This window comes from Runella sp. SP2 (genome assembly GCF_003711225.1).
Lineage (GTDB): Bacteria > Bacteroidota > Bacteroidia > Cytophagales > Spirosomataceae > Runella.
The window spans coordinates 205,295-224,805 of the sequence record NZ_CP031030.1 but is presented as its reverse complement, the minus strand read 5'-3'; the positions used below and the strand labels follow the sequence as shown (position 1 = coordinate 224,805).

At 43.6% G+C, this 19,511-nt stretch carries 17 protein-coding genes; 10 read left to right on the top strand and 7 right to left on the bottom strand.

The window, feature by feature from the left end:
- Window positions 1–136 precede the first annotated feature (136 nt).
- From DTQ70_RS00915 to DTQ70_RS00885, 6 genes are all read left to right on the top strand, one after another.
- The gene (locus DTQ70_RS00915) at window positions 137–601 is read left to right on the top strand and encodes a hypothetical protein (protein ID WP_164489794.1); all 465 of its coding nucleotides are present in this window, start codon (window positions 137–139) and stop codon (window positions 599–601) included.
- A gap of 17 nt (window positions 602–618) precedes the next feature.
- Window positions 619–2,955, top strand: coding sequence for a TonB-dependent receptor (locus tag DTQ70_RS00910; RefSeq protein ID WP_122929065.1), 2,337 nt, complete (start codon window positions 619–621; stop codon window positions 2,953–2,955).
- 4 nt (window positions 2,956–2,959) lie between these two features.
- Complete coding sequence (locus DTQ70_RS00905; RefSeq protein ID WP_122929064.1) at window positions 2,960–3,796, top strand: DUF4249 family protein; 837 nt, start codon at window positions 2,960–2,962, stop codon at window positions 3,794–3,796.
- Between the two features lie 266 nt (window positions 3,797–4,062).
- Window positions 4,063–4,278: a LuxR C-terminal-related transcriptional regulator gene (locus DTQ70_RS00900; RefSeq protein ID WP_164489793.1), complete on the top strand. Its 216-nt coding sequence runs from the start codon at window positions 4,063–4,065 to the stop codon at window positions 4,276–4,278.
- 489 nt (window positions 4,279–4,767) lie between these two features.
- The gene (locus DTQ70_RS00890) at window positions 4,768–5,697 is read left to right on the top strand and encodes a carboxypeptidase-like regulatory domain-containing protein (protein WP_122929061.1); all 930 of its coding nucleotides are present in this window, start codon (window positions 4,768–4,770) and stop codon (window positions 5,695–5,697) included.
- Between the two features lie 93 nt (window positions 5,698–5,790).
- Entirely contained in the window at window positions 5,791–6,909 is a 1,119-nt protein-coding gene (locus DTQ70_RS00885) for a DUF2911 domain-containing protein (protein ID WP_122929060.1), read from the top strand.
- Between the two features lie 85 nt (window positions 6,910–6,994).
- On the opposite strand, the gene DTQ70_RS00880 is transcribed toward DTQ70_RS00885, so the two are convergent.
- The 4 genes from DTQ70_RS00880 to DTQ70_RS00865 form a co-directional block, all read right to left on the bottom strand.
- On the bottom strand, window positions 6,995–8,413 hold the full coding sequence (locus tag DTQ70_RS00880) for a hypothetical protein (protein WP_122929059.1): 1,419 nt from the start codon (window positions 8,411–8,413) through the stop codon (window positions 6,995–6,997).
- A 27-nt stretch (window positions 8,414–8,440) separates the two neighbouring features.
- Complete coding sequence (locus tag DTQ70_RS00875) at window positions 8,441–9,619, bottom strand: hypothetical protein (protein ID WP_122929058.1); 1,179 nt, start codon at window positions 9,617–9,619, stop codon at window positions 8,441–8,443.
- A gap of 523 nt (window positions 9,620–10,142) precedes the next feature.
- Window positions 10,143–11,897 (bottom strand): aspartate--tRNA ligase, encoded by a 1,755-nt coding sequence (gene aspS, locus DTQ70_RS00870; RefSeq protein ID WP_122929057.1) that lies wholly within the window; start codon window positions 11,895–11,897, stop codon window positions 10,143–10,145.
- A 214-nt stretch (window positions 11,898–12,111) separates the two neighbouring features.
- A complete protein-coding gene (locus tag DTQ70_RS00865; RefSeq protein WP_122929056.1) occupies window positions 12,112–12,297 on the bottom strand; it encodes a cold-shock protein in 186 nt (61 codons plus the stop codon).
- 187 nt (window positions 12,298–12,484) lie between these two features.
- Between DTQ70_RS00865 and moaA the strand changes: the two genes are divergently transcribed.
- The gene (gene moaA / locus DTQ70_RS00860; RefSeq protein ID WP_122929055.1) at window positions 12,485–13,477 is read left to right on the top strand and encodes a GTP 3',8-cyclase MoaA; all 993 of its coding nucleotides are present in this window, start codon (window positions 12,485–12,487) and stop codon (window positions 13,475–13,477) included.
- A gap of 14 nt (window positions 13,478–13,491) precedes the next feature.
- Here the strand turns inward: moaA and DTQ70_RS00855 are convergent, their stop codons facing one another.
- Entirely contained in the window at window positions 13,492–14,064 is a 573-nt protein-coding gene (locus DTQ70_RS00855; protein ID WP_122929054.1) for an HNH endonuclease, read from the bottom strand.
- Window positions 14,065–14,187: 123 nt separating this feature from the next.
- Here DTQ70_RS00855 and DTQ70_RS00850 point away from each other — a divergent pair, with 123 nt between their 5' ends.
- Window positions 14,188–14,547 (top strand): CoA-binding protein, encoded by a 360-nt coding sequence (locus tag DTQ70_RS00850; RefSeq protein WP_122929053.1) that lies wholly within the window; start codon window positions 14,188–14,190, stop codon window positions 14,545–14,547.
- A 199-nt stretch (window positions 14,548–14,746) separates the two neighbouring features.
- On the opposite strand, the gene mtaB is transcribed toward DTQ70_RS00850, so the two are convergent.
- Window positions 14,747–16,075, bottom strand: a complete 1,329-nt coding sequence (gene mtaB / locus DTQ70_RS00845; protein ID WP_122929052.1) for a tRNA (N(6)-L-threonylcarbamoyladenosine(37)-C(2))-methylthiotransferase MtaB — start codon at window positions 16,073–16,075, stop codon at window positions 14,747–14,749.
- 165 nt (window positions 16,076–16,240) lie between these two features.
- Here mtaB and DTQ70_RS00840 point away from each other — a divergent pair, with 165 nt between their 5' ends.
- A complete protein-coding gene (locus tag DTQ70_RS00840) occupies window positions 16,241–18,430 on the top strand; it encodes a glutamine synthetase III (protein ID WP_122929051.1) in 2,190 nt (729 codons plus the stop codon).
- A 95-nt stretch (window positions 18,431–18,525) separates the two neighbouring features.
- Window positions 18,526–18,999 carry an NADH-quinone oxidoreductase subunit A gene (locus tag DTQ70_RS00835; RefSeq protein WP_122929050.1) on the top strand — a complete coding sequence of 158 codons (474 nt, stop codon included), beginning with the start codon at window positions 18,526–18,528 and terminating at the stop codon, window positions 18,997–18,999.
- A 74-nt stretch (window positions 19,000–19,073) separates the two neighbouring features.
- On the opposite strand, the gene DTQ70_RS00830 is transcribed toward DTQ70_RS00835, so the two are convergent.
- Window positions 19,074–19,505: a peptidylprolyl isomerase gene (locus DTQ70_RS00830; protein ID WP_122929049.1), complete on the bottom strand. Its 432-nt coding sequence runs from the start codon at window positions 19,503–19,505 to the stop codon at window positions 19,074–19,076.
- Between the last annotated feature and the right edge of the window lie 6 nt (window positions 19,506–19,511).

The following is a 19,511-nucleotide window of genomic DNA, read 5'->3' as shown; positions in this document are numbered from 1 at the left end:
TCAGCTAAGTGGTTCTATGTGATTTGTCTGGGACTAACCCATGGCAGCGGCCGTAGGTTAGAGTCCCACAAATTTCACATAGAGCCAGCTAAGTAAGCACAACTAATATTATACAAATCAACTTATTTCTTTCTCAATGAGAATAACAGCCTATTTATCCGCAGTTTGTATTGTCTTGACTTCCTGTTTGAGTGAAGATGCAAAATTTGTCAATAATGCCTTGGGAGATATGAAAGGCACTTGGAAAGCTACTGAATTTAAAGAGCTTAAGTTTCCAAACTCTCCGCCGAATGACACCCCACCAAAATTCCCTTCCATACAAACCATAACGTTTGAGGATTGCGACTATATAAAATCCGGCAACAAGTGCTTTGGCAGTATAAAATTACAGGATAAGCCTGTGTTTAAGGTTCAATACCATATTTCAAGTCAGGCAAAAGCATTGACGTTTACATATCCTTCAACTATTCAACTGAGCAAAGAAGACAGCCTTCTTTTATCAAAATCATGGTGGTTAAACCGCACTAAACTCGATCAAATGGTTGTAGAGCAAGCCAATTCATATCCTTATTATTCTATCACCTACACCAAAGAGTTATAAGTTAATCCTTTTTTTAGATGTTTCATTTCCTGAAAATTGTCTTGTTGGTTTTTATCATCGGAAAATTGCAGGGGCAAGAAATACGCAATGGCTATGTATATGAAGTAGATACCAAAGAAACACTCGCGGGCGTTTCGGTAACTATCTTGGGATCTCAAATAGGCACTACAACCAACGCATACGGATTCTTCTCCATTAAAATTCCGTCTGGGCAGCCGATAAAACTGCTGTTCAGTTTATTGGGCTATCAAAAATCCGAGCAACCGCTAACCGCGTCCCAACAAACGCCACTCCAAGTTTTTCTTCAACCCGAAACGCTGCAATTACAAGAGGTAACAATCTCAGGCAAAGCGCAACAGGTAGCCCCTGCCGAAATGAGTGTGGTGAGGTTACCCATAGCTCAAATCAAACAAATACCGACCTTACTTGGCGAGAAAGATGTCATTAAAGCCCTGCAACTGCTGCCGGGCGTACAAAAAAGCACCGAAGGGAGCACCGCACTGTATGTGCGCGGTGGTGGTCCTGACCAAAATCTCATCTTGCTCGACGAAGCCCAAGTGTATAACGCCAACCACCTGTTTGGGTTTTTCTCAGTGTTTAATGGCGATGCCATCAAGAATGTAAGTTTTTGGAAAGGGGGCTTTCCAGCGAGGTATGGCGGGCGACTGTCGTCGGTGATAGATTTGCAGATGAAAGACGGCGGCAAAGACAAACTACGCGGCGAAGGGGGTATTGGACTACTTTCTAGCCGTTTATCCCTGAATGGTCCTATCCAAAAAGGCAAATCATCGTTTCTGTTGTCAGGTCGTCGAAGCTACATTGATGTATTAACCGAGCCTTTTTTACCTGCCGACCAAAAGTTTGGGTATCGTTTCTACGATCTTAACGCCAAACTTCATTTTGATTTATCAGCCAAAGATAAATTGTATTTGAGCGGTTATTTTGGCAATGACCGCCTGCGTATCAGCGAGCAGGTGGAACGCAGCACTTCCAGCATTACTTCCCAAACCCGCATGGGTTGGGGTAATGCCACTGCTACCCTACGTTGGAATCATTTGTTCAGTCAGAAATTATTTTTGAATACTACGCTGCTGATGACCGATTTTAAGTTTCGCCTTTCAGATGATTTTGAACAAATCCGCAATAACGGCAATAATACTGGCACCTACACCGAGTACAGTTCAGGCGTAAGCGATTATACGCTGAAAGCAGATTTCGATTATTTCCCAAGCAACGCTCATGTTATAAAATTTGGTGGGCTGGTGACTTTTCACCGTTTTCGTCCACGCGCTTTTATCGACGAAGATCGCATAAAAAGCCAAACAGAACAGGAAACACAAAAATTTGACAATCAGGAGTTTGCCTCCTACATAGAGGATACTTATACCAAAGGGCGGCTATCGGCTAATGTAGGCTTACGACTTAATGGCCTTCGTGTTCCAGAGCGTACTTATATGTTTGCCGAACCGCGCCTGTCTGCCGGATACAAGCTGAACAATACCCTCGAACTAAAAGCCTCTTACTCTCGCAACAATCAGTTTGTACACCTTCTTTCCAATACAGGCACGGGTCTTTCCACCGACTTATGGGTGCCTGTTACAGAGCGTGTCCCACCCCAACAAGCCGATCAAATTGCCTTTGGATTTGTCAAAGCCTTCCCCGTTCTTGGGCTGAATCTTACCTTAGAAAGCTACCGAAAATGGATGCGAAATAGTGCCGCTTACCGCGAAGGAGCCACTTTTTTGGTTTTGAATGACGGGGCCAAGGCCCTCAATTGGGAAGACAACGTGGTGTTTGGCAACGGCTTATCGTATGGAACAGAAGTTTTATTGCAAAAAAACAAAGGACGTTTCACCGGTTGGGTAGGCTATACCCTTTCATGGACCATTCATCAGTTTGCTGATTTGAACAACGGGAAACCTTTTTATCCCCGTAATGACCGCCGACACGATGCGTCAGTGGTGACCACCTACAAGCTAACCCCTAAAGTAACCCTCTCGGCCAATTGGGTCTATGCTACGGGCAATGCCCTTACGGTTTCGCAAGGGTATTATTTTGTTTCTACGGAAATTGATAATCAGTTCATCAATAATGTAGACTATTTGGGTTCTCGCAACAGTTTCCGAGCTGAATCTTTTCACCGACTGGATATTGCGATTCAATTTCACAAGCAAAAACGATGGGGAGAGCGTACATGGGAAGTTGGGCTATATAATGCCTACAATCGAAAGAACCCATTGTACTATTATTTAAAATCCGAGAATGACCCTGTAGAAAAAGGCCAAAGGATTACATTGCAAAAAAGGGCACTGTTTCCTGTCATACCATCCGTTACGTACAATTTTAAGTTTTAAAACTATGCGCTGTATCCTATTCATAACATTACTGACCGGGGTATTAAGTTCTTGCGAAAACGGGGTAGACATTGAAAGAACCCCATTGAATAAGCTTATCGCGATCAGCTCTTTTATTTCACCCCAAGACTCCGTTTTATATGTTCATGTTTACAGAGGTCAGGAAATGGGGAGCATTTTACGGCCTGATTCGGCCGTAATCCGTGAGGCACAAGTCACTATATCTGATGGCATACGCATGACCGCGTTTACTTACAATGCTTCGAGGAAGTGCTATACGCTATCTAATCAAATCGCTGATATTCAACCTGAAAAAGAATACAGACTACAAGTCAAAGTAGGTAATACGGTTTGTAATGCTTCCTGCCGAATTCCCCCCAGCCCGGTTGTCCCGATTGTCAATCAATCGAAAGTAAACGACGATTTTATTGCCCTGTTCAACTGGCCGAGCAGCGAAAAAAACCGGTATTATATTTTCAATTATTCACTTAGAGATATTGTTTTCAGGTCTCAAATTGGCAATCCAACAGGCCCCTACATACGCACACCGACTAACACTCTGTTTGACCGTCAAGATAAAGAGGCCAATGAATTGGAAATCAGAGTCTTCAATGCGTTCAAAGCAGATAGAGTTTCGCTTGCCGTTTTTTATCAAGCAGTAGATGAAAATACGTACAAGTATCTCAAAACCTACCAAGATTTCAGCAATTGGCAAAACAACACTGATCGCTTAATTCCCAACCTGCGCGAACCCCAGCCCGTATTTAACAATATAGAAGGTGGAATAGGGATTTTTGGTGGGTACAATCGGTTAGACACATTATTCAAAATAAAAGAGTAATACATAAATGAATACAGCCCCTTACAGAAACAATGTTTTAACCCAAACATAACACCCCGAAAGCTCGTCACTATCGGGGTGTTAAAATTTCTTTTATTGCTATTCAAAATTACTCCTTCTCCCCATTCAAATCATCCGTAATCATCTTCCGAATCATCTGATACGGGCGCAAGCTGCTCGAACGCTTTCCCGTACCCTAAGCTAACTATCAAAAAATCTTTTTTTACCTACAAGACAGCCCATTTTCAAAAGACAAAGAAGTTCTTTTGCTAACAACGCTCACTCAGCGAGAATTAGAACTGCTCATTCTACTTATTGATGCTCCATCAAACGAAGAATTGGCTCAAAAGCTACACATAGAAATCAAAAGTGTAGAAACCTGTAAAACCCGCATTGGTGAAAAACTCAACCAAACGGGCAAGGGGGCACTCTTGCGCTTTGCACTGAGATACCGAAGCCTACTCGAACCCCTCAAAAACTGAGGGGTTAACTCCCTAGTCAAAAGAAAAGAGACCTTGTATGTTTGCTGTATCTCAATTGAATTGTATTGCCTAAAGGGTTATTTCAGTAATATAATTGAGATAAAATTATTTTGATATTGTTCTGGCCAGTCAGTATAAAGGGTTGTTAGTTCTCTACCCAATAAAGAAAGAGAATTGTCAAATATTTCAAAAATTTGTAAATTATGAAAAAAAGGAATGGGCAATTAATACGTGCTTTACTAATCACTACAGTAATAACTGTTGGGTTTTCCAATGAATCCCATGCTAAAAAGCTTTTTGGGTCAGAAACTGAATGGCTAGGAACTCAATCAGATTTTAACGGAGGATGTGTAAAGTTTGGAATGCAAAAAACCTATTTTCTGGGATTTCTAGTGTCAGAAGAAATGGTCTTTGAATCGTGTTAAATTTACAAATAGTTACGAGGTGCTTAAAGAGCATCTCGTAACTACAATTATATCAAACATTTGTATGAGATATTTATTTCTTTTATTTATAGTAAACACTTACAACCTGTTTAGTCAAGAAAAATGTGGCATTATATTAGATAAAAATAGCAAAGCTCCAGTTTCCTATGCAACCATTTATTATTCAAGAACTCCAATGGGTTCTTTCTCTAATGAATATGGAAATTATTGTATTTCAAAATCTAGAGAAACAATAGACAGCGTTTATATTTCTGCCTTAGGTTATTTAAAGTTTTCTATTGATTACAGTACTTTTTCAAAAGCAGACACAATTTATCTTCAAAGCAGGCCAATTGAATTAAACGATGTTATTGTAAAGGGGAAAAGAGGTAAAATAAATACTAAAGAAATTGGCTACCATAAAACATCATTCATTGAATTTAGAGAGAATGGCTACAACCCTAACTCTAACCAGCGTATTGCTACTTTTATTGCTCATAATGACGAGAAATGGGCTATTAAGAGTATTCATTGTCGCATTATTCCTAAAGATAACGAGCAAATTCAGTTCTTCAGAATACGGTTGAGAATCTACACAAATGATACAGTTAAAATGTTACCTAAAGAAGATTTATTAAATGAAAATATAACAATTGACATTGCACCAAAAGAAAAAAATATTGAATTTGATTTATTAAAATATAATTTAAAAGCTCCAGATAGCGGTTTTTGGATAAGTATGGAGAGCATTGGGTATATAGACAAAAAAGGAGAATATATAGCAATTCGTGACCATGAATATGGAAGATACACACTAAAAGACTCAAAAAAAATTAAATTGAAATCTATTGAGCGAATAACACCTATGTATAGATATACTTTAACTTCTCCCAAAAGAAGTGCGATTTCAAGTTGGAATAACAAATGGAAGCATGAAAATTATAAAGAAACATTAACTTTTTCTTTTGGGGCAACCATTGAGAAATTAGAATAGCCTTTTCAAGGTCATCCCAAAATACCCCAAAAAGGGGGATGTAGATGCTAGTAATTTTGTTCTACTTCGCAGGAAAACAAAACTTCATCTTCCATGAAACGTCTCTTCCTTCTTTTTAGCTGGTACATTGCTAGTGCCTACGCCCTGCTTCATGCCCAAGGCCGCCTCACTACCGCCCCCGACGGTGGCAATAAAAAAGCCTTTGTTTCTGAATATGTTGGCGTAGTCAAAATCGACATTTCTTATCATCGTCCTGGGGTCAAAGGTCGTGAGGGAAAAATTTGGGGAACGCCCATTGCCCCTTATGGCCTCAATGACTTGGGTTTTGGTACAAGTAAAGCCGCTCCATGGCGCGCAGGTGCCAACGAAAACACGGCCATTTCGTTCTCCTACCCCGTCAAAATCGAAGGAAAAGACCTACCTGCGGGCACCTACGGCCTCCACATGATACTAGGCGCGGACGAAACCACCCTCATTTTTTCAAAAAACCATACCTCTTGGGGTAGTTTTTACTACGACCCCGCCGAAGATGCCCTGCGTGTGGCAGTCAAAAACCAATCGCTTCCCCAAAGCGTGGAATGGCTCAAATACGAGTTCATTGACCAAACCGAAAACGGCGTAACCGTAGCAATGCAGTGGGAAAAACGCCAGATTGCGTTCAAGGTAGAAACCGACGTTCACGCCGCGCAAGTAGCCACTTTTGCCAACGAACTTCGCAACACGCCTGGGTTTGCGTGGCAGGCTTTTGTAGAAGCCGCCAATTACTGCGTTCACCATAACATTGCCTTAGACAAAGCATTGGCTTGGGCCGACCAAGGCATTTCAGCTCCTTTTATCGGGCAAAAAAACTTCCAAACCTTGAGCGCCAAAGCGGGCGTGTTGTTAAAGATGAACAAAACCGCCGATGCCGACGCCCTTATGAAGGAAGCCCTACCGCTAGGCTCGATGAACGAACTCCACCAATATGCCCGAACCTTGCTGGCAGCCAAACGCGCTCGAGAAGCCTTTGAGGTATTCAAGGTGAATTATGATAAAAATCCCAACAAATTTACCACCAACGTAGGTTTAGCGCGTGGTTATTCGGCCGTTGGCGACAGCAAAAAAGCGTTAGAATACATGAAAGCCGCGCTTCCCCAAGCTCCCGACGCCCTCAACAAAACCAGCGTCGAAGCCATGATTAAAAAGCTAGAACAAGGTCAAGCCATCAATTAAGCATCAAAAAAGGAGGGCTAGCCCTCCTTTTTTGATTAAAAAGTATTTATTCGACACTCCTCACTCTCCCCTCGACACTTGTGCCTTATTCTCCTTCTCCTCGAAATTCATCGGTAATCATTTTCCGAATCATTTGGTGCGGGCGAAGTGAATTGCCTTTTTTGCCCGAACCTGTGGTGAGATAATTGATGCTGCGGTCGGCGGCGGTTGCCGCTTTTAAGGCCAAATTATGCGTATTCATCACCGAATTTCTAAACTGCGTAAACTCCTCTTCGTTCATCAATTCGCGCGCAATTTCACCTTTTGCATAACCATCGTTGAAAGACGCGATTCGGCTATCCGTTTGGGCCAAACGCGTAGTTTCAATCAATTCATCAAGCTCATTACGAAGTTTGAGGCGTTCGGCGCGTAGGTCGTCCAAATTAGGGAGTATTTCTAGCTCATGCGTCAAAATATCCTTCTGAGTCGTATCCTCAGCCACTTCTTTTTCGGCACCTTCAATTTCTTTTACCAATTTTTTACGGCGACGACGCAAGCGTCCCAAACGCGGGTCGATTTGTAACCAGCGGTACCAGAAGTTTTGCAAAACGGGCAAGGCCATTCCCAACGAAACAGCACCCGCTAAAGCAAACAAAATCCCGCTCAAAACAAACGATGCCAACGCCCACGGGCTGTTGACCAACCCTAAATTCAACTCGTCGGAACGTAGCAATTGTTGTTCAATTTTTTGCAACAACGCTTGCTGCTGCGCGGGCGAAATTGAAGCCGTTGGGTCGAGCGGCGTAGCGTTTAGCTGCAAGTTTTTCACCGACTTATTAATCGCTTCTTTGAGTTTATCAGTGCGGTACGCCTCGTAACGGAACCAGCCCAAAATCCCCAATGTCACAATCGCAAATCCTGCCAAGCCCACCTTAAACCACGCATAACGCGAGCGCGCTTGCTGCGTATGTTGGTCGGTATAAGGTTTTTCAATGAGGCGGTCGTAGGCGGGTTTGAGCAAAATAGAAATCATGGCCAAGCCAATGGCAAACGCCCAGGCTTCGTAGTTGTTGCGGATGTTGAGGGCATAGGCCACAATTTCGTGCGAGATGATCAAATCGCCAAACACAAAAGCCAAACCTGCCGCAAAGAAAAACAAGCCCGCCAGCAGCGAGTACTCCGACTGTGTTTGTTTACGGCGGTTGCGAAGTGCCTCAGTTTCTTCGTCAATTTGGTCACGTTGCATGACTAAATCGGCCAAACGTTTGCTCGATTTGGTAAAACGCTGGACAAACTCTTGCAGATGGTCGTACGCCACCTTGCGTTTTATCGTCGTCTCTTCTATCTGATTTTCAACCCGCTGCACTTCATTGCGGCGGTCATTAACTCGTTGCACCAGCCAATTGTAATGTATTTCGCTTGACAAATAGCTTTCGTACGGATTTCGGTTTTCCGACCCTTCAACACCGCTATTATAGCCGTGCAAAAAATCAGGTTTTTCGGTATGTTGTTGGTTCTCTTCCATGGTTGTTTTTGGCTAAATAAAAAGCACCTACTCAAATCCTTTTTCAAACTCACGCCATTGCTTATCCGTTAGTCGGTCGCGAAGTTGACGTGCCAAGTAAAACTCACTTTCAAACAATTTGATAAGCGCATCGCGGCGGGCGTTCAAACGGGCTACTTCGGCCTCAGCTTTGTTGAGATTGGGCAAAATCTGCCATTTCTGCACCCGTAAAGCGTCGATTTCTGCCGTTAGTCGCGCTACTTCGCCGTCCCAAGTTTCTGTTTTGGTTGATTTTTCTTTCTTCAAATTTGTTCCTGTCAACCATATTTTCAAGTCATTTCGCAATACGGTGATGTTGCTTAACAACAATTTTCCCGCAAACAAAAACAAGAAAAACACAAAGACAAACAACGCGCCAGCCCGCCAAACACCTTGATTTTGGACAGCCTGTACAAACACAAACAAGGCAGCAGCAAACGGCATCCCCACCTCTTCGAGCATTCGCCGCCACGACACGTTGCTTTCAGTATCGTGAAACAACGACACCCGTCCAAACAGGTTGAACATCCCCGCCAAAAATACCCCGACTGCAATCCATTGACTATTGGGGTACAACGGGCGCAAGGTATCGTCAATTAGAAAATAATTTCCCACGCACATTGCCGCCGAAAAGGACAAACCTACAATCGTACGGGGCAATTGGTGCTCGCCGTCGTGGTTGCGGCTTTCCATATCCGAACATTTTTCTTTGAGCTCGTTGATACGATTTTCTTTTTGCTCAATAAAAAGGTTCAATTCCTGAATTTTCTCCCCGTGACGCTCCACTTCCCGTTCCCAATCGGCCGTTTGGTGGACAAAATAATTACGGATAATGGCCACCTTTTCCTCCGCTTTCGATTCGGACAAACCAAAAATTACCCCTTCATCGCGCAGCAGGGTTTCGTCTTCCAGCCAAGTTGGCCATTCAATTTTTTGGCTAGGGGGCGTCATCACCCACAATTTTGTCTCCGACTGAGGTTCTTCCGCAAACAAAGGTTGTGACGGAGTCGCAACCACGGAAGGCATGCTAGAACCCGTAGTGGGTAACGTAGGCATAGTCGCCGTTACGGGCGCAGGCATTGGAGCAGCTACCTTGGGTGGCTCCAATTCATCAAAAGACACCAATTCAGGGTCTTTTTGAAAGTTATCGCGACTAAAATAGGCTTTGACACGTTCAAAGAAGCTCATATTGGATGGTTTGGGCTGTTAAATGCGTATTGTTAATCACAAATTGATACTTAAAAACTCGAAGTTGGCAAAATTTATTGTTTTACTTCCGAAAAATGGGACGAATGGCGCAATTTAAGACGTAGAATTGACTTTTTAACTTTCAAAAGGGCATTTTAACGTATCACTTGTGGTAAGCTACAAATACTACAAGGCTTTTCCCGATACCTTGCAAGTAAGTGGGTCGTTTAGCTCTCCTATTGTTTCGCTGTACAAACAAGCGGGTTTCTAAAACAAAAACTCCTCACTGAGTAAGTTCAGTGAGGAGTTTCGACCAGGTCAGACGACAGTCAGACCGATGCTACTTACATAGCTAAAGTCTGACTGATGACTAGGTCAAACGATAATCAGACCGATGCCACTTACTATAGCTAAAGTCTGACTACCGTCTGACTTAGCGACTAGGTCAGACGACAGTCAGACCGATGCTACTTAAAAGTCTGACTACCGTCTGACTTATTTTACAGTCTGACTACTGTCTGACTTATTTTGTAGCGATTTTTAGTTCGTCTAGTTGTTTTTGATCAATCGTCGATGGAGAATCAATCATCACGTCGCGGCCAGAGTTGTTTTTCGGGAACGCAATAAAGTCGCGAATCGAATCTGCCCCTCCAAAGATTGAACACAAACGGTCGAAGCCAAAGGCGATACCCGCGTGCGGCGGCGCTCCAAACTCAAACGCATCCATCAAGAATCCAAATTGTGCTTTGGCTTCCTCAGGCGTAAAGCCCAAGATTTCAAACATTTGCATCTGTAACGGACGTTGGAAAATCCGCACGGAGCCTCCACCTACTTCCGTTCCGTTGATCACCATGTCATAGGCATTGGCACGAACCGCGCCTAAATCGGTTGACAACAACGGAATGTCTTCGGGTTTGGGGCTAGTAAACGGATGGTGCATCGCAAACCAACGTTGTTCCTCTTCGCCGTACTCCAACAGTGGGAAATCAACGACCCAAAGCACTTTGTACTCATCAGGATTGCGCAAGCCCAAACGGCTACCCATTTCTAAACGAAGTTCGTTGAGTTGCTTACGGGTTTTATTGGCTTCACCCGCCAAAATCAAGAACAAGTCGCCAGGTTCGGCACCAAACGCCTCGGCCCATTTTTTGAGGTCTTCTTCACTGTAAAATTTATCTACCGACGACTTGATGGTTCCGTCAGCGTTGTAACGCGCGTACACTAGCCCTTTGGCACCGATTTGAGGACGTTTTACCCATTCTGTCAACTCGTCGATTTGCTTGCGGGTGTAGTCGGCACAACCTTTGGCACAAATTCCTACGACCAATTCAGCCGCATCAAAAACCGCAAAGTTTTTACCCGAAATCAAATCAATATCGCCCTTCAACTCCACGAACTCCATGCCAAAACGCACGTCGGGTTTGTCCGAACCATACTTTTTCATGGCCGTTGCGTAGGTCATACGAGGTACTTCAGGAAGGTCAATGCCTTTAACAGCTTTGAATAAATGACGAATCAATCCTTCAAACATTTGCAATACATCTTCCTGCGTCACAAACGACATTTCGCAGTCGATTTGCGTAAATTCAGGCTGACGGTCGGCGCGAAGGTCTTCGTCGCGGAAACATTTTACAATTTGGAAGTAACGGTCAAAGCCCGACACCATCAATAATTGCTTAAACGTTTGCGGTGATTGTGGCAAGGCATAAAACTCCCCTGGGTTCATGCGGCTTGGCACCACAAAATCGCGTGCCCCTTCGGGCGTTGACTTAATCAATACGGGGGTTTCTACCTCAATGAAATTTTGCGCATCCATAAAAATGCGCGTTTGTTGCGCTACTTTGTGACGCAATTCAAGGTTTTTGCGCACTGTATTACGGCGCAAATCCAAGTAACGGTACTTCATACGAAGTTCGTCGCCACCGTCGGTTTCGTCTTCAATCAAAAACGGTGGCAATTTAGCAGGATTTAACACCTCCAAACTGCTCAATTTTAGCTCAATGTCTCCCGTCGGGATTTTATCATTTTTGGCAAAACGCTCTGACACCGTCCCTGAAGCTTGAATAACGAATTCACGTCCAAGTTCACGAACTTTAGCAATGATGTCAGCGGCTGTTTTTCCTTCTTCCACCATCAACTGCGTAATGCCGTAGCGGTCACGCAAATCAATCCATATCATGCCTCCTTTATCGCGGATACGCTGAACCCAACCGCTTAGGGTTACTTCTTTATTTACATCCGAAATGCGGAGTTCACCGCAAGTGTGCGTTCTAAGCATAAAATATAATTTCTTAAATTCCTTAAAAAGTCCGCAAAAGTACGGAATAAATAATAAAAACCTTATACGTTTGAAATGGATGACAGCAAGTAAACCTGTAAGGTTGGAGTAAAAACGAAGAAGGGCAAGCGGAGAACCCCGTTTGCCCTTGTTTTTGACACATTGTTATGACCAATTAGAATCGGATTTTCAATATATCAGTGGAGTGTTGCAATTAAGCAAGCTTAACGTTGGTGGCGTTGATGCCTTTTTTCCCTTGGACTTTATCAAACGTTACAGTATCTCCTTCGGTGATTTTGTCAACCAAGCCAGATACGTGTACGAAAATTTCTTGTCCACCGCTAATGATGAATCCGAATCCTTTTGATTCGTTGAAGAACTTTACTGTTCCAGTTTCCATTACTAAAAAAAATTAAAAAAATGAATGATTGGCGTACTGCCAACACAAAAGTAGAGAATTAAAATTATAAATTAATTTTTTTAGGCATTTTTTAGTTTCTGACATTCAAGAACTTGTTTATTCTGCTTTCCGTTATTTACTTTGAGCAATAACGCTTCTGATTTTTCTCCTTTAACCAACTAAGTCTTTGAACCAAGTAATTGACAATCACGGGCGCCCTATCAACTACTTACGGCTGGCAGTAACCGACCGCTGTAATTTGCGTTGTTTTTATTGTATGCCCGAAGAAGGCATCAAATATGTACCCAAACCACATCTTCTGACGTGGGAAGAAATGGAACGAGTTATTCGCATTTTGGTGCACATGGGGGTGGACAAAGTTCGGATTACGGGGGGAGAGCCTTTTGTACGGCGCGGAATTATGGAGTTTTTGGAAGAAATCAGTCAAATTGAGGGACTCCAACAAATCAATATTACAACCAACGGAGTACTCACTGCGCCGCTAGTGCCTGATTTAAAAAGAATTGGAATTAAATCGGTCAACCTCAGTTTAGATAGCCTCGACCGTCAACGCTTTTTTGACATTACGCGTCGCGATGAATTTCCGAACGTGTGGCAAACGTTTGAAGCCCTGCAAGCCCACAAAATTTCGACCAAAATAAACACGGTGGTGATGTCAGGAAAAAATACGGATGACATTATCCCGATGGCTGAGCTCACGCGCCACTCCCCCGTCAGTGTACGTTTTATTGAAGAAATGCCTTTCAACGGTGATGGTGCGCACGAATACCAAGAATTTTGGAATTATCGTCGAATTTTGGACGAGCTAAAAAAAGCCTATCCTGGCATTTATAAACTCCCCGACCCTCCTGCTTCCACGGCCTATAACTATCAAATTCCTGGACACCAAGGTACGATAGGCATCATTGCAGCCTTTAGTCGCACGTTTTGTGGTACTTGTAATCGGCTTCGCCTGACGCCTCAAGGTCAGTTCAGGACATGTCTATACGACGATGGAGTTTTTAACATTCGTGATTTAATTCGGCAGGGGCTCAACGACGAGACCCTCCAAACGTATATTTACGAAGCACTACAAAACAGGGCAAAAGATGGCTTTGAAGCCGAAGCTAGACGTAAAGTGGGTGTGGTTTCGGAATCTATGTCAACCATTGGAGGGTGATAAACCCTCTTCTTTTATTCATCATCAATTTTCACGTTCTTCCAGTTTTCCCCCGAACGAATACGATTGAGCTGGGTGTGCGTAATCCCAAACTGCTTTGCAATCATTTTTAAGCGGTTTTTATCACTTTTCAGCATCTTCTTAATCATCCTTACTTTGGGTTCGGTGAGCTTGTAATTACGGGTGCGTATCGGAATCTGGCGATTAATTACCGCTGGATTGTTGCGATTGTGCTCCACCATTTCGTCTTTGGTCGCCCATTTCAAGTTTTCGGCACGGTTGTTTTGCTTATCAAAATCTAAGTGAATAACATACTTGGCATTTTCACTTTCTTTTTTCACAAACAAATCCGCCACCAATTTGTGTACGTATTTATTGATGGTTTTTCCTCCTGCAATACGAATATTTAAAGAACGATACCCCTGAATCACAGACCCTTTGATAACTTTCCCTTGGTTGTCTTCTCCCTGAAAGCTCGCCAAGCGGCCATAGTTAGACACTCTATAATGGGGCGGATTTTCAACTCCTTCAAACTCAATTCGTACCCACTTCTCATTCCAGTAGTTTGCTATTTTATTATCAGCCATGGTTCTTAATGTTGTTGATTGTTTCAATCTCAGCAATCGTACTTTTCAATACATTTGTACATCATCAGTACAACTTACTTGTGCTTTTTATTGTTTTAAAATTACTATCTATCAAGTCTTAGAATGAAAAAAACGCTCATCCTCGGGGCTTCTACCAACCCAGAACGCTACGCATTTCTTGCGGCACATCGTCTCAGCAATCATGGCCATCCGATTGAGCTAGTAGGTCTCAAAGAAGGCACTGTTGCAGGCAAACAGATTCATACAGGCAAACCCGCTTTTGATGACATCGATACCGTTACCCTATACGTTGGTCCCCGCAATCAACCCGAATGGTACGATTACATTGTGTCATTACAGCCAAAACGAGTTATTTTTAACCCTGGCACAGAAAATGATGAGTTTGTCGCTTTGTTGACACAAAACGGAATCGAAGCCCAAGAAGCCTGTACACTTGTGCTTCTTTCGATTGATGCGTATTAAACCTATGTTTTAGTGTTTGATAACGGGTAAGTCAGTGGTAAGGTGTGGTTTTGGTTGGTAAGTAGGATTACCCTTATCAAACACTAAGTTAATGAAATGGTTTTCAAATCAAACAAGATATTCTTTTTTTTATTATTGTCTCTCCAATACTATCCCTAAAAGAACGCTTTTTGTCCTTACTTACTCTTGAGTTGGTCAATTAGTGGTGAAAAATTTCTGTTTCTACCTCCCGCACCTCTACTTGGCCCTCAGCATTAATCTCAGTCAGTTGCAAACGTTTTACTTCATTGATGAGCAATGGGTCGTATTTGGCCGTCACACGCACGTAGTTTTCGGTAAAGCCTTGCATATTGCCATCAACAACTTCGTCCTCAAACAATACCGTCCGTTCGGTGCCTAATTGGCCTTCATAAAACGCCCTACGTTTTTTGTCTGACAAAATATGAAGCATTTTTGACCGCTCTGCCCGCTGCGACTGCGGCACAACTGGCTTTATATCAACCGCCAACGTATTGGGGCGTTCGGAATAGGTAAAGACGTGTAAGTACGAAATAGGCAGCTCATTCAAGAAATTATATGTTTCCAAAAACGCTTCTTTTGTCTCGCCAGGGTGCCCTACGATGACATCCACCCCAATACAGCAGTCAGGCATCAATTCCTTGATTTTCGTCACTCGATCTACGTACAACTCACGGCGGTAACGACGGCGCATCAAGCCCAACACTTTGTTTGAACCTGATTGAAGTGGAATATGAAAATGCGGCACAAAACGCTTTGATTGGGCCACAAAGGCGATAATTTCGTCTGTCAACAAATTGGGTTCAATTGAAGAAATACGAAAACGTTCAATTCCCTCTACTTCGTCCAACGCTTGTACAAGTTCAAAAAATGTTTCGGTACGCTTGCCGTCATGGAGGCCAAAATCACCAATATTTACACCCGTAAGTACAATTTCTTTTACTCCTCGTGCAGCAATCTCATGCGCAGCTTTGACCACATTTGCTACTGTATCGGAGCGGCTTTTGCCCCTTGCCAGCGGAATAGTACAATACGCGCACGGATAGTCACAGCCGTCTTGCACCTTCAAAAAAGTACGTGTACGGTCATTAAGAGAATACGAAACGTGATAATCAACAGCCTCCTCAATCGGTGATGCCATCACGCGACCTGGCTGCGCCACGGGCGCTTTGACAAACCCGTCCAATAAATCTATCAACCGAAATTTTTCGGCGGCGCCAAGTACGGCATCTACGCCTGGAATTTCGGAAATTTCTTGCGGTTTTAATTGCGCATAGCAGCCAATAACAGCTACGTAACCGTTGGGATTTATCCCCTGCGCTTCTCTGACAATTTTACGGCACTTTTTGTCGGCATTGTCTGTAACCGAGCAAGTATTGATGATGAAGATATCGGGCTGTTCGTTGAAGGCTACCTTTTGATACCCTTTTTGCTCAAACATCCTTGATATACTGGAAGTTTCGGAATAATTGAGCTTACACCCCAATGTATAAAATGCAACTTTTTTCATGGTGCAAAATTAGTGATAATACTCGTTTGGGCGACAAACAATCCATATATTCGTCAAATCCTTCAATGGAAACCCATAACTTTGTCAATCAAACAAAAAAAATATATGTTTGGTGCCTATTCCAAAAACAGTTGATTTTCATTCTAATTACCCGATACTTCATTTATGGCAAATATGAGATTCAAGGCCCTTGAAACGGCCCATAACCGCGCAACAATCAGTGTAACACCACCAAGCGATAAAGTAGCCGATTATTACGGCTCATATACTTTCAGCGACGACGTTATGAAGTCGCTACTCACGCCCGAAGCCTATTACAAAGTTTCGAATGCCATTAAGTCGGGTTCTCGAATTGACCGTGAAATTGCCGATGAAGTAGCCGCAGCCATGAAATCGTGGGCAACCTCCAAAGGCGCGACGCATTATACCCACTGGTTTCAACCTTTAACGGGCGGAACTGCCGAAAAACACGACGCATTTTTTGACGTAACAGCCCAAGGCAAAGCCATTGAAAAGTTTAAAGGAAGTGCATTGGTACAACAAGAACCCGATGCTTCTTCTTTTCCGAGCGGAGGCTTACGGGCGACCTTTGAAGCTCGGGGCTATACGGGTTGGGATCCTAGTTCTCCCGCTTTTTTGATGGACAATGGTGCAGGCGGCAAAACGCTCTGTATTCCGTCGGTCTTCATTTCTTATACAGGGGAGGCATTGGATTACAAAACGCCCATTTTGCGTGCCCTTCATGTGCTCGACAAAGCCGCTACGGCTGTGATGTATTACTTCGACCGCAATGTGGAAAAAGTAACGGCAACTCTTGGCGCCGAACAAGAATATTTTTTGGTTGATAAGGCCCTTTACTACGCTCGTCCTGACCTAATGATGTCGGGCCGAACGGTGTTTGGGCACTCTCCTGCCAAAGGTCAACAACTTGAAGACCACTACTTTGGCTCGATTCCACCCCGCGTAAATGCCTTTATGGTTGATTTTGAGTACGAAGCATGGAAGTTGGGAATTCCTGTGCGTACGCGTCACAATGAGGTAGCACCCGGACAGTTTGAATGTGCGCCCACGTTTGAAGAACTCAACTTGGCCATCGACCACAATGCGCTGTTGATGGACTTGATGCACAAAGTAGCCGAGAAACACAATTTCAAAGTTCTTTTCCACGAAAAACCGTTTGCAGGTATCAACGGGAGTGGAAAGCACAACAACTGGTCGATGATGACCGACACAGGCGTAAACTTGTTGGCGCCTAGTAGCAAACCAAAAGAAACCCTTCGTTTCTTGACGTTTATGATGAACACCGTAAAGGCCGTTCACGACCACGCTGATTTGTTGCGAGCCTCGATTGCTTCGGCTGGCAACGAATACCGCTTGGGTGCCAACGAAGCCCCGCCTGCGATTGTTTCCATTTTCTTAGGAGATGAATTAATTCGCCTCCTCGAAACGCTCGAAAACCGTGGGGAAATTCAGCTCGAAAAAGGAGACAACGTATTTTATAAACTGGGAATTACGCGTACGCCTCCCCTCATGCGCGACAATACCGACCGCAACCGTACGTCGCCGTTTGCTTTTACGGGGAATAAGTTTGAGTACCGTGCTGTCGGTGGAAGTGCCAATAGTGCCTCTCCAATGATTATCCTCAACACGATTGTGGCAAACCAACTCCAAGAGTTTCGCAAAGAACTCGAAGTACGCCTTGATGCTGGAGAGAAAAAAGAATTGGCGATTGTGGACATTCTTAAAAACTACTACCGCCATTCCAAGCGTATTTTGTTTCAAGGAAATGGATATTCTGAGGATTGGATTCAAGAGGCTGCCGACCGTGGACTTACGAACATTGCCTCTACCCCCGTTGCGCTTGAAAAATACATCGAACCGTCGGCAATTGCAGTACTCGAAAAAATGGGTGTCTTAACCGAACGCGAAGTACACGCACGCTACGAAATTGAACTCGAAAACTATATCAAAAAAGTACAGATTGAGTCAAGGGTAATTGGTGATTTGGCCCTCAACCATGTGGTATCAACCGCCGTAAAATATCAGTTTCAGTTGGCTCAAACTGCCAAAGCACTGGTAGAACTCGATTTAACGGAAGAGGCACAGCCACTAAAAGAGTTGATTAAGGAAGTCTCTCAGCGGGTGTTAACCATCAAACAATCGGTGGATGCAATGACCGAAGCCCGAAAAAAGGCAAATAATACGGAAGACCTCGTGGAGCGCGCTGTCTTGTACGGTTCAGAAGTGAAGGATTATTTTGAAAAAATTCGCTACGAAGTTGATAAGCTTGAACTGCTCATCGACGATGAAGACTGGCCGCTTGTCAAATACCGCGAAATGCTTTTTGTTAAATAATATTCAGTACCTTCTGTAAAATAATATTCAATACCTTCTCGAAAGTTTTAAACTTTCGAGAAGGGCATAGTCAACTAACAGGCACTAACATTCTTATGGTTTCAGAATTTGGGGTAATTCTTTTATTCATTTTTGCGGCGATTGCGCTTATTGCGGTGATGCTGACGCTTGCCAAGGTAATACGCCCTCATCGCCCCAATGAAGAAAAACTCACTACTTACGAATCGGGCGAAGACCCGCTCGGAAACGCCAACGTGCAGTTCAATGTCCGCTTTTACGTGATTGCCATCGTTTTTCTTCTTTTTGAAGTCGAACTCATTTTCCTTTTTCCGTGGGCAGTCGTGTTTGGACAAGCAAACCTCATCCGCCAAACCGACGGGCTTTGGGGCTGGTTTTCGCTGGTAGAAATGTCTTTGTTTGTCGGAATACTTATTTTAGGATTGGCCTACGCTTGGAGTAAAGGCTACTTAGATTGGGTTCGTCCGCGTCCACAACTCCCCGACGTGCAAACGAAAGTTCCCTCACAACTTTACCAAAAAATCAACGAAAAATACGCTTCAAAGAAATAAGCTATGTACCCAAAAGCAAAGTCCCACCAAGATTACAAACCTCGGTGGGACTTCCTTTTTGGGCTTTCATCAACTTAGTTGACTCCTACCAATTCAATTTCAAACACTAAATCCTGCCCAGCAAGTGGGTGATTTGCGTCCACGATAATTTGGGTCTCATTTACCTGTACCACCGTCACAGGAATTGGCTGTGGATTTCCGTCTTGGTGCATGTTCAATTGCATACCTACCTCAAACGGAATATCATCTGGAAGTTCAGAACGCTCAAAAGGCAAAATGAGCTCTTCTTGCGCTGGCCCGTAAGCCTCTTCTACTGGAATATGCACTGTTTTTTTATCACCAATGGTCATTCCTTGAATTCCGTTATCAAACCCTGGAATCACCATGCCCGAGCCTAATTGAAATTGCAGAGGTTCACGACCTTCTGACGAGTCGAACAACGTACCGTCGGTCAACGTCCCTTTGTAATGTACCTGTACGGTATCACCTGCTTTTGCTACACTCATGTTATT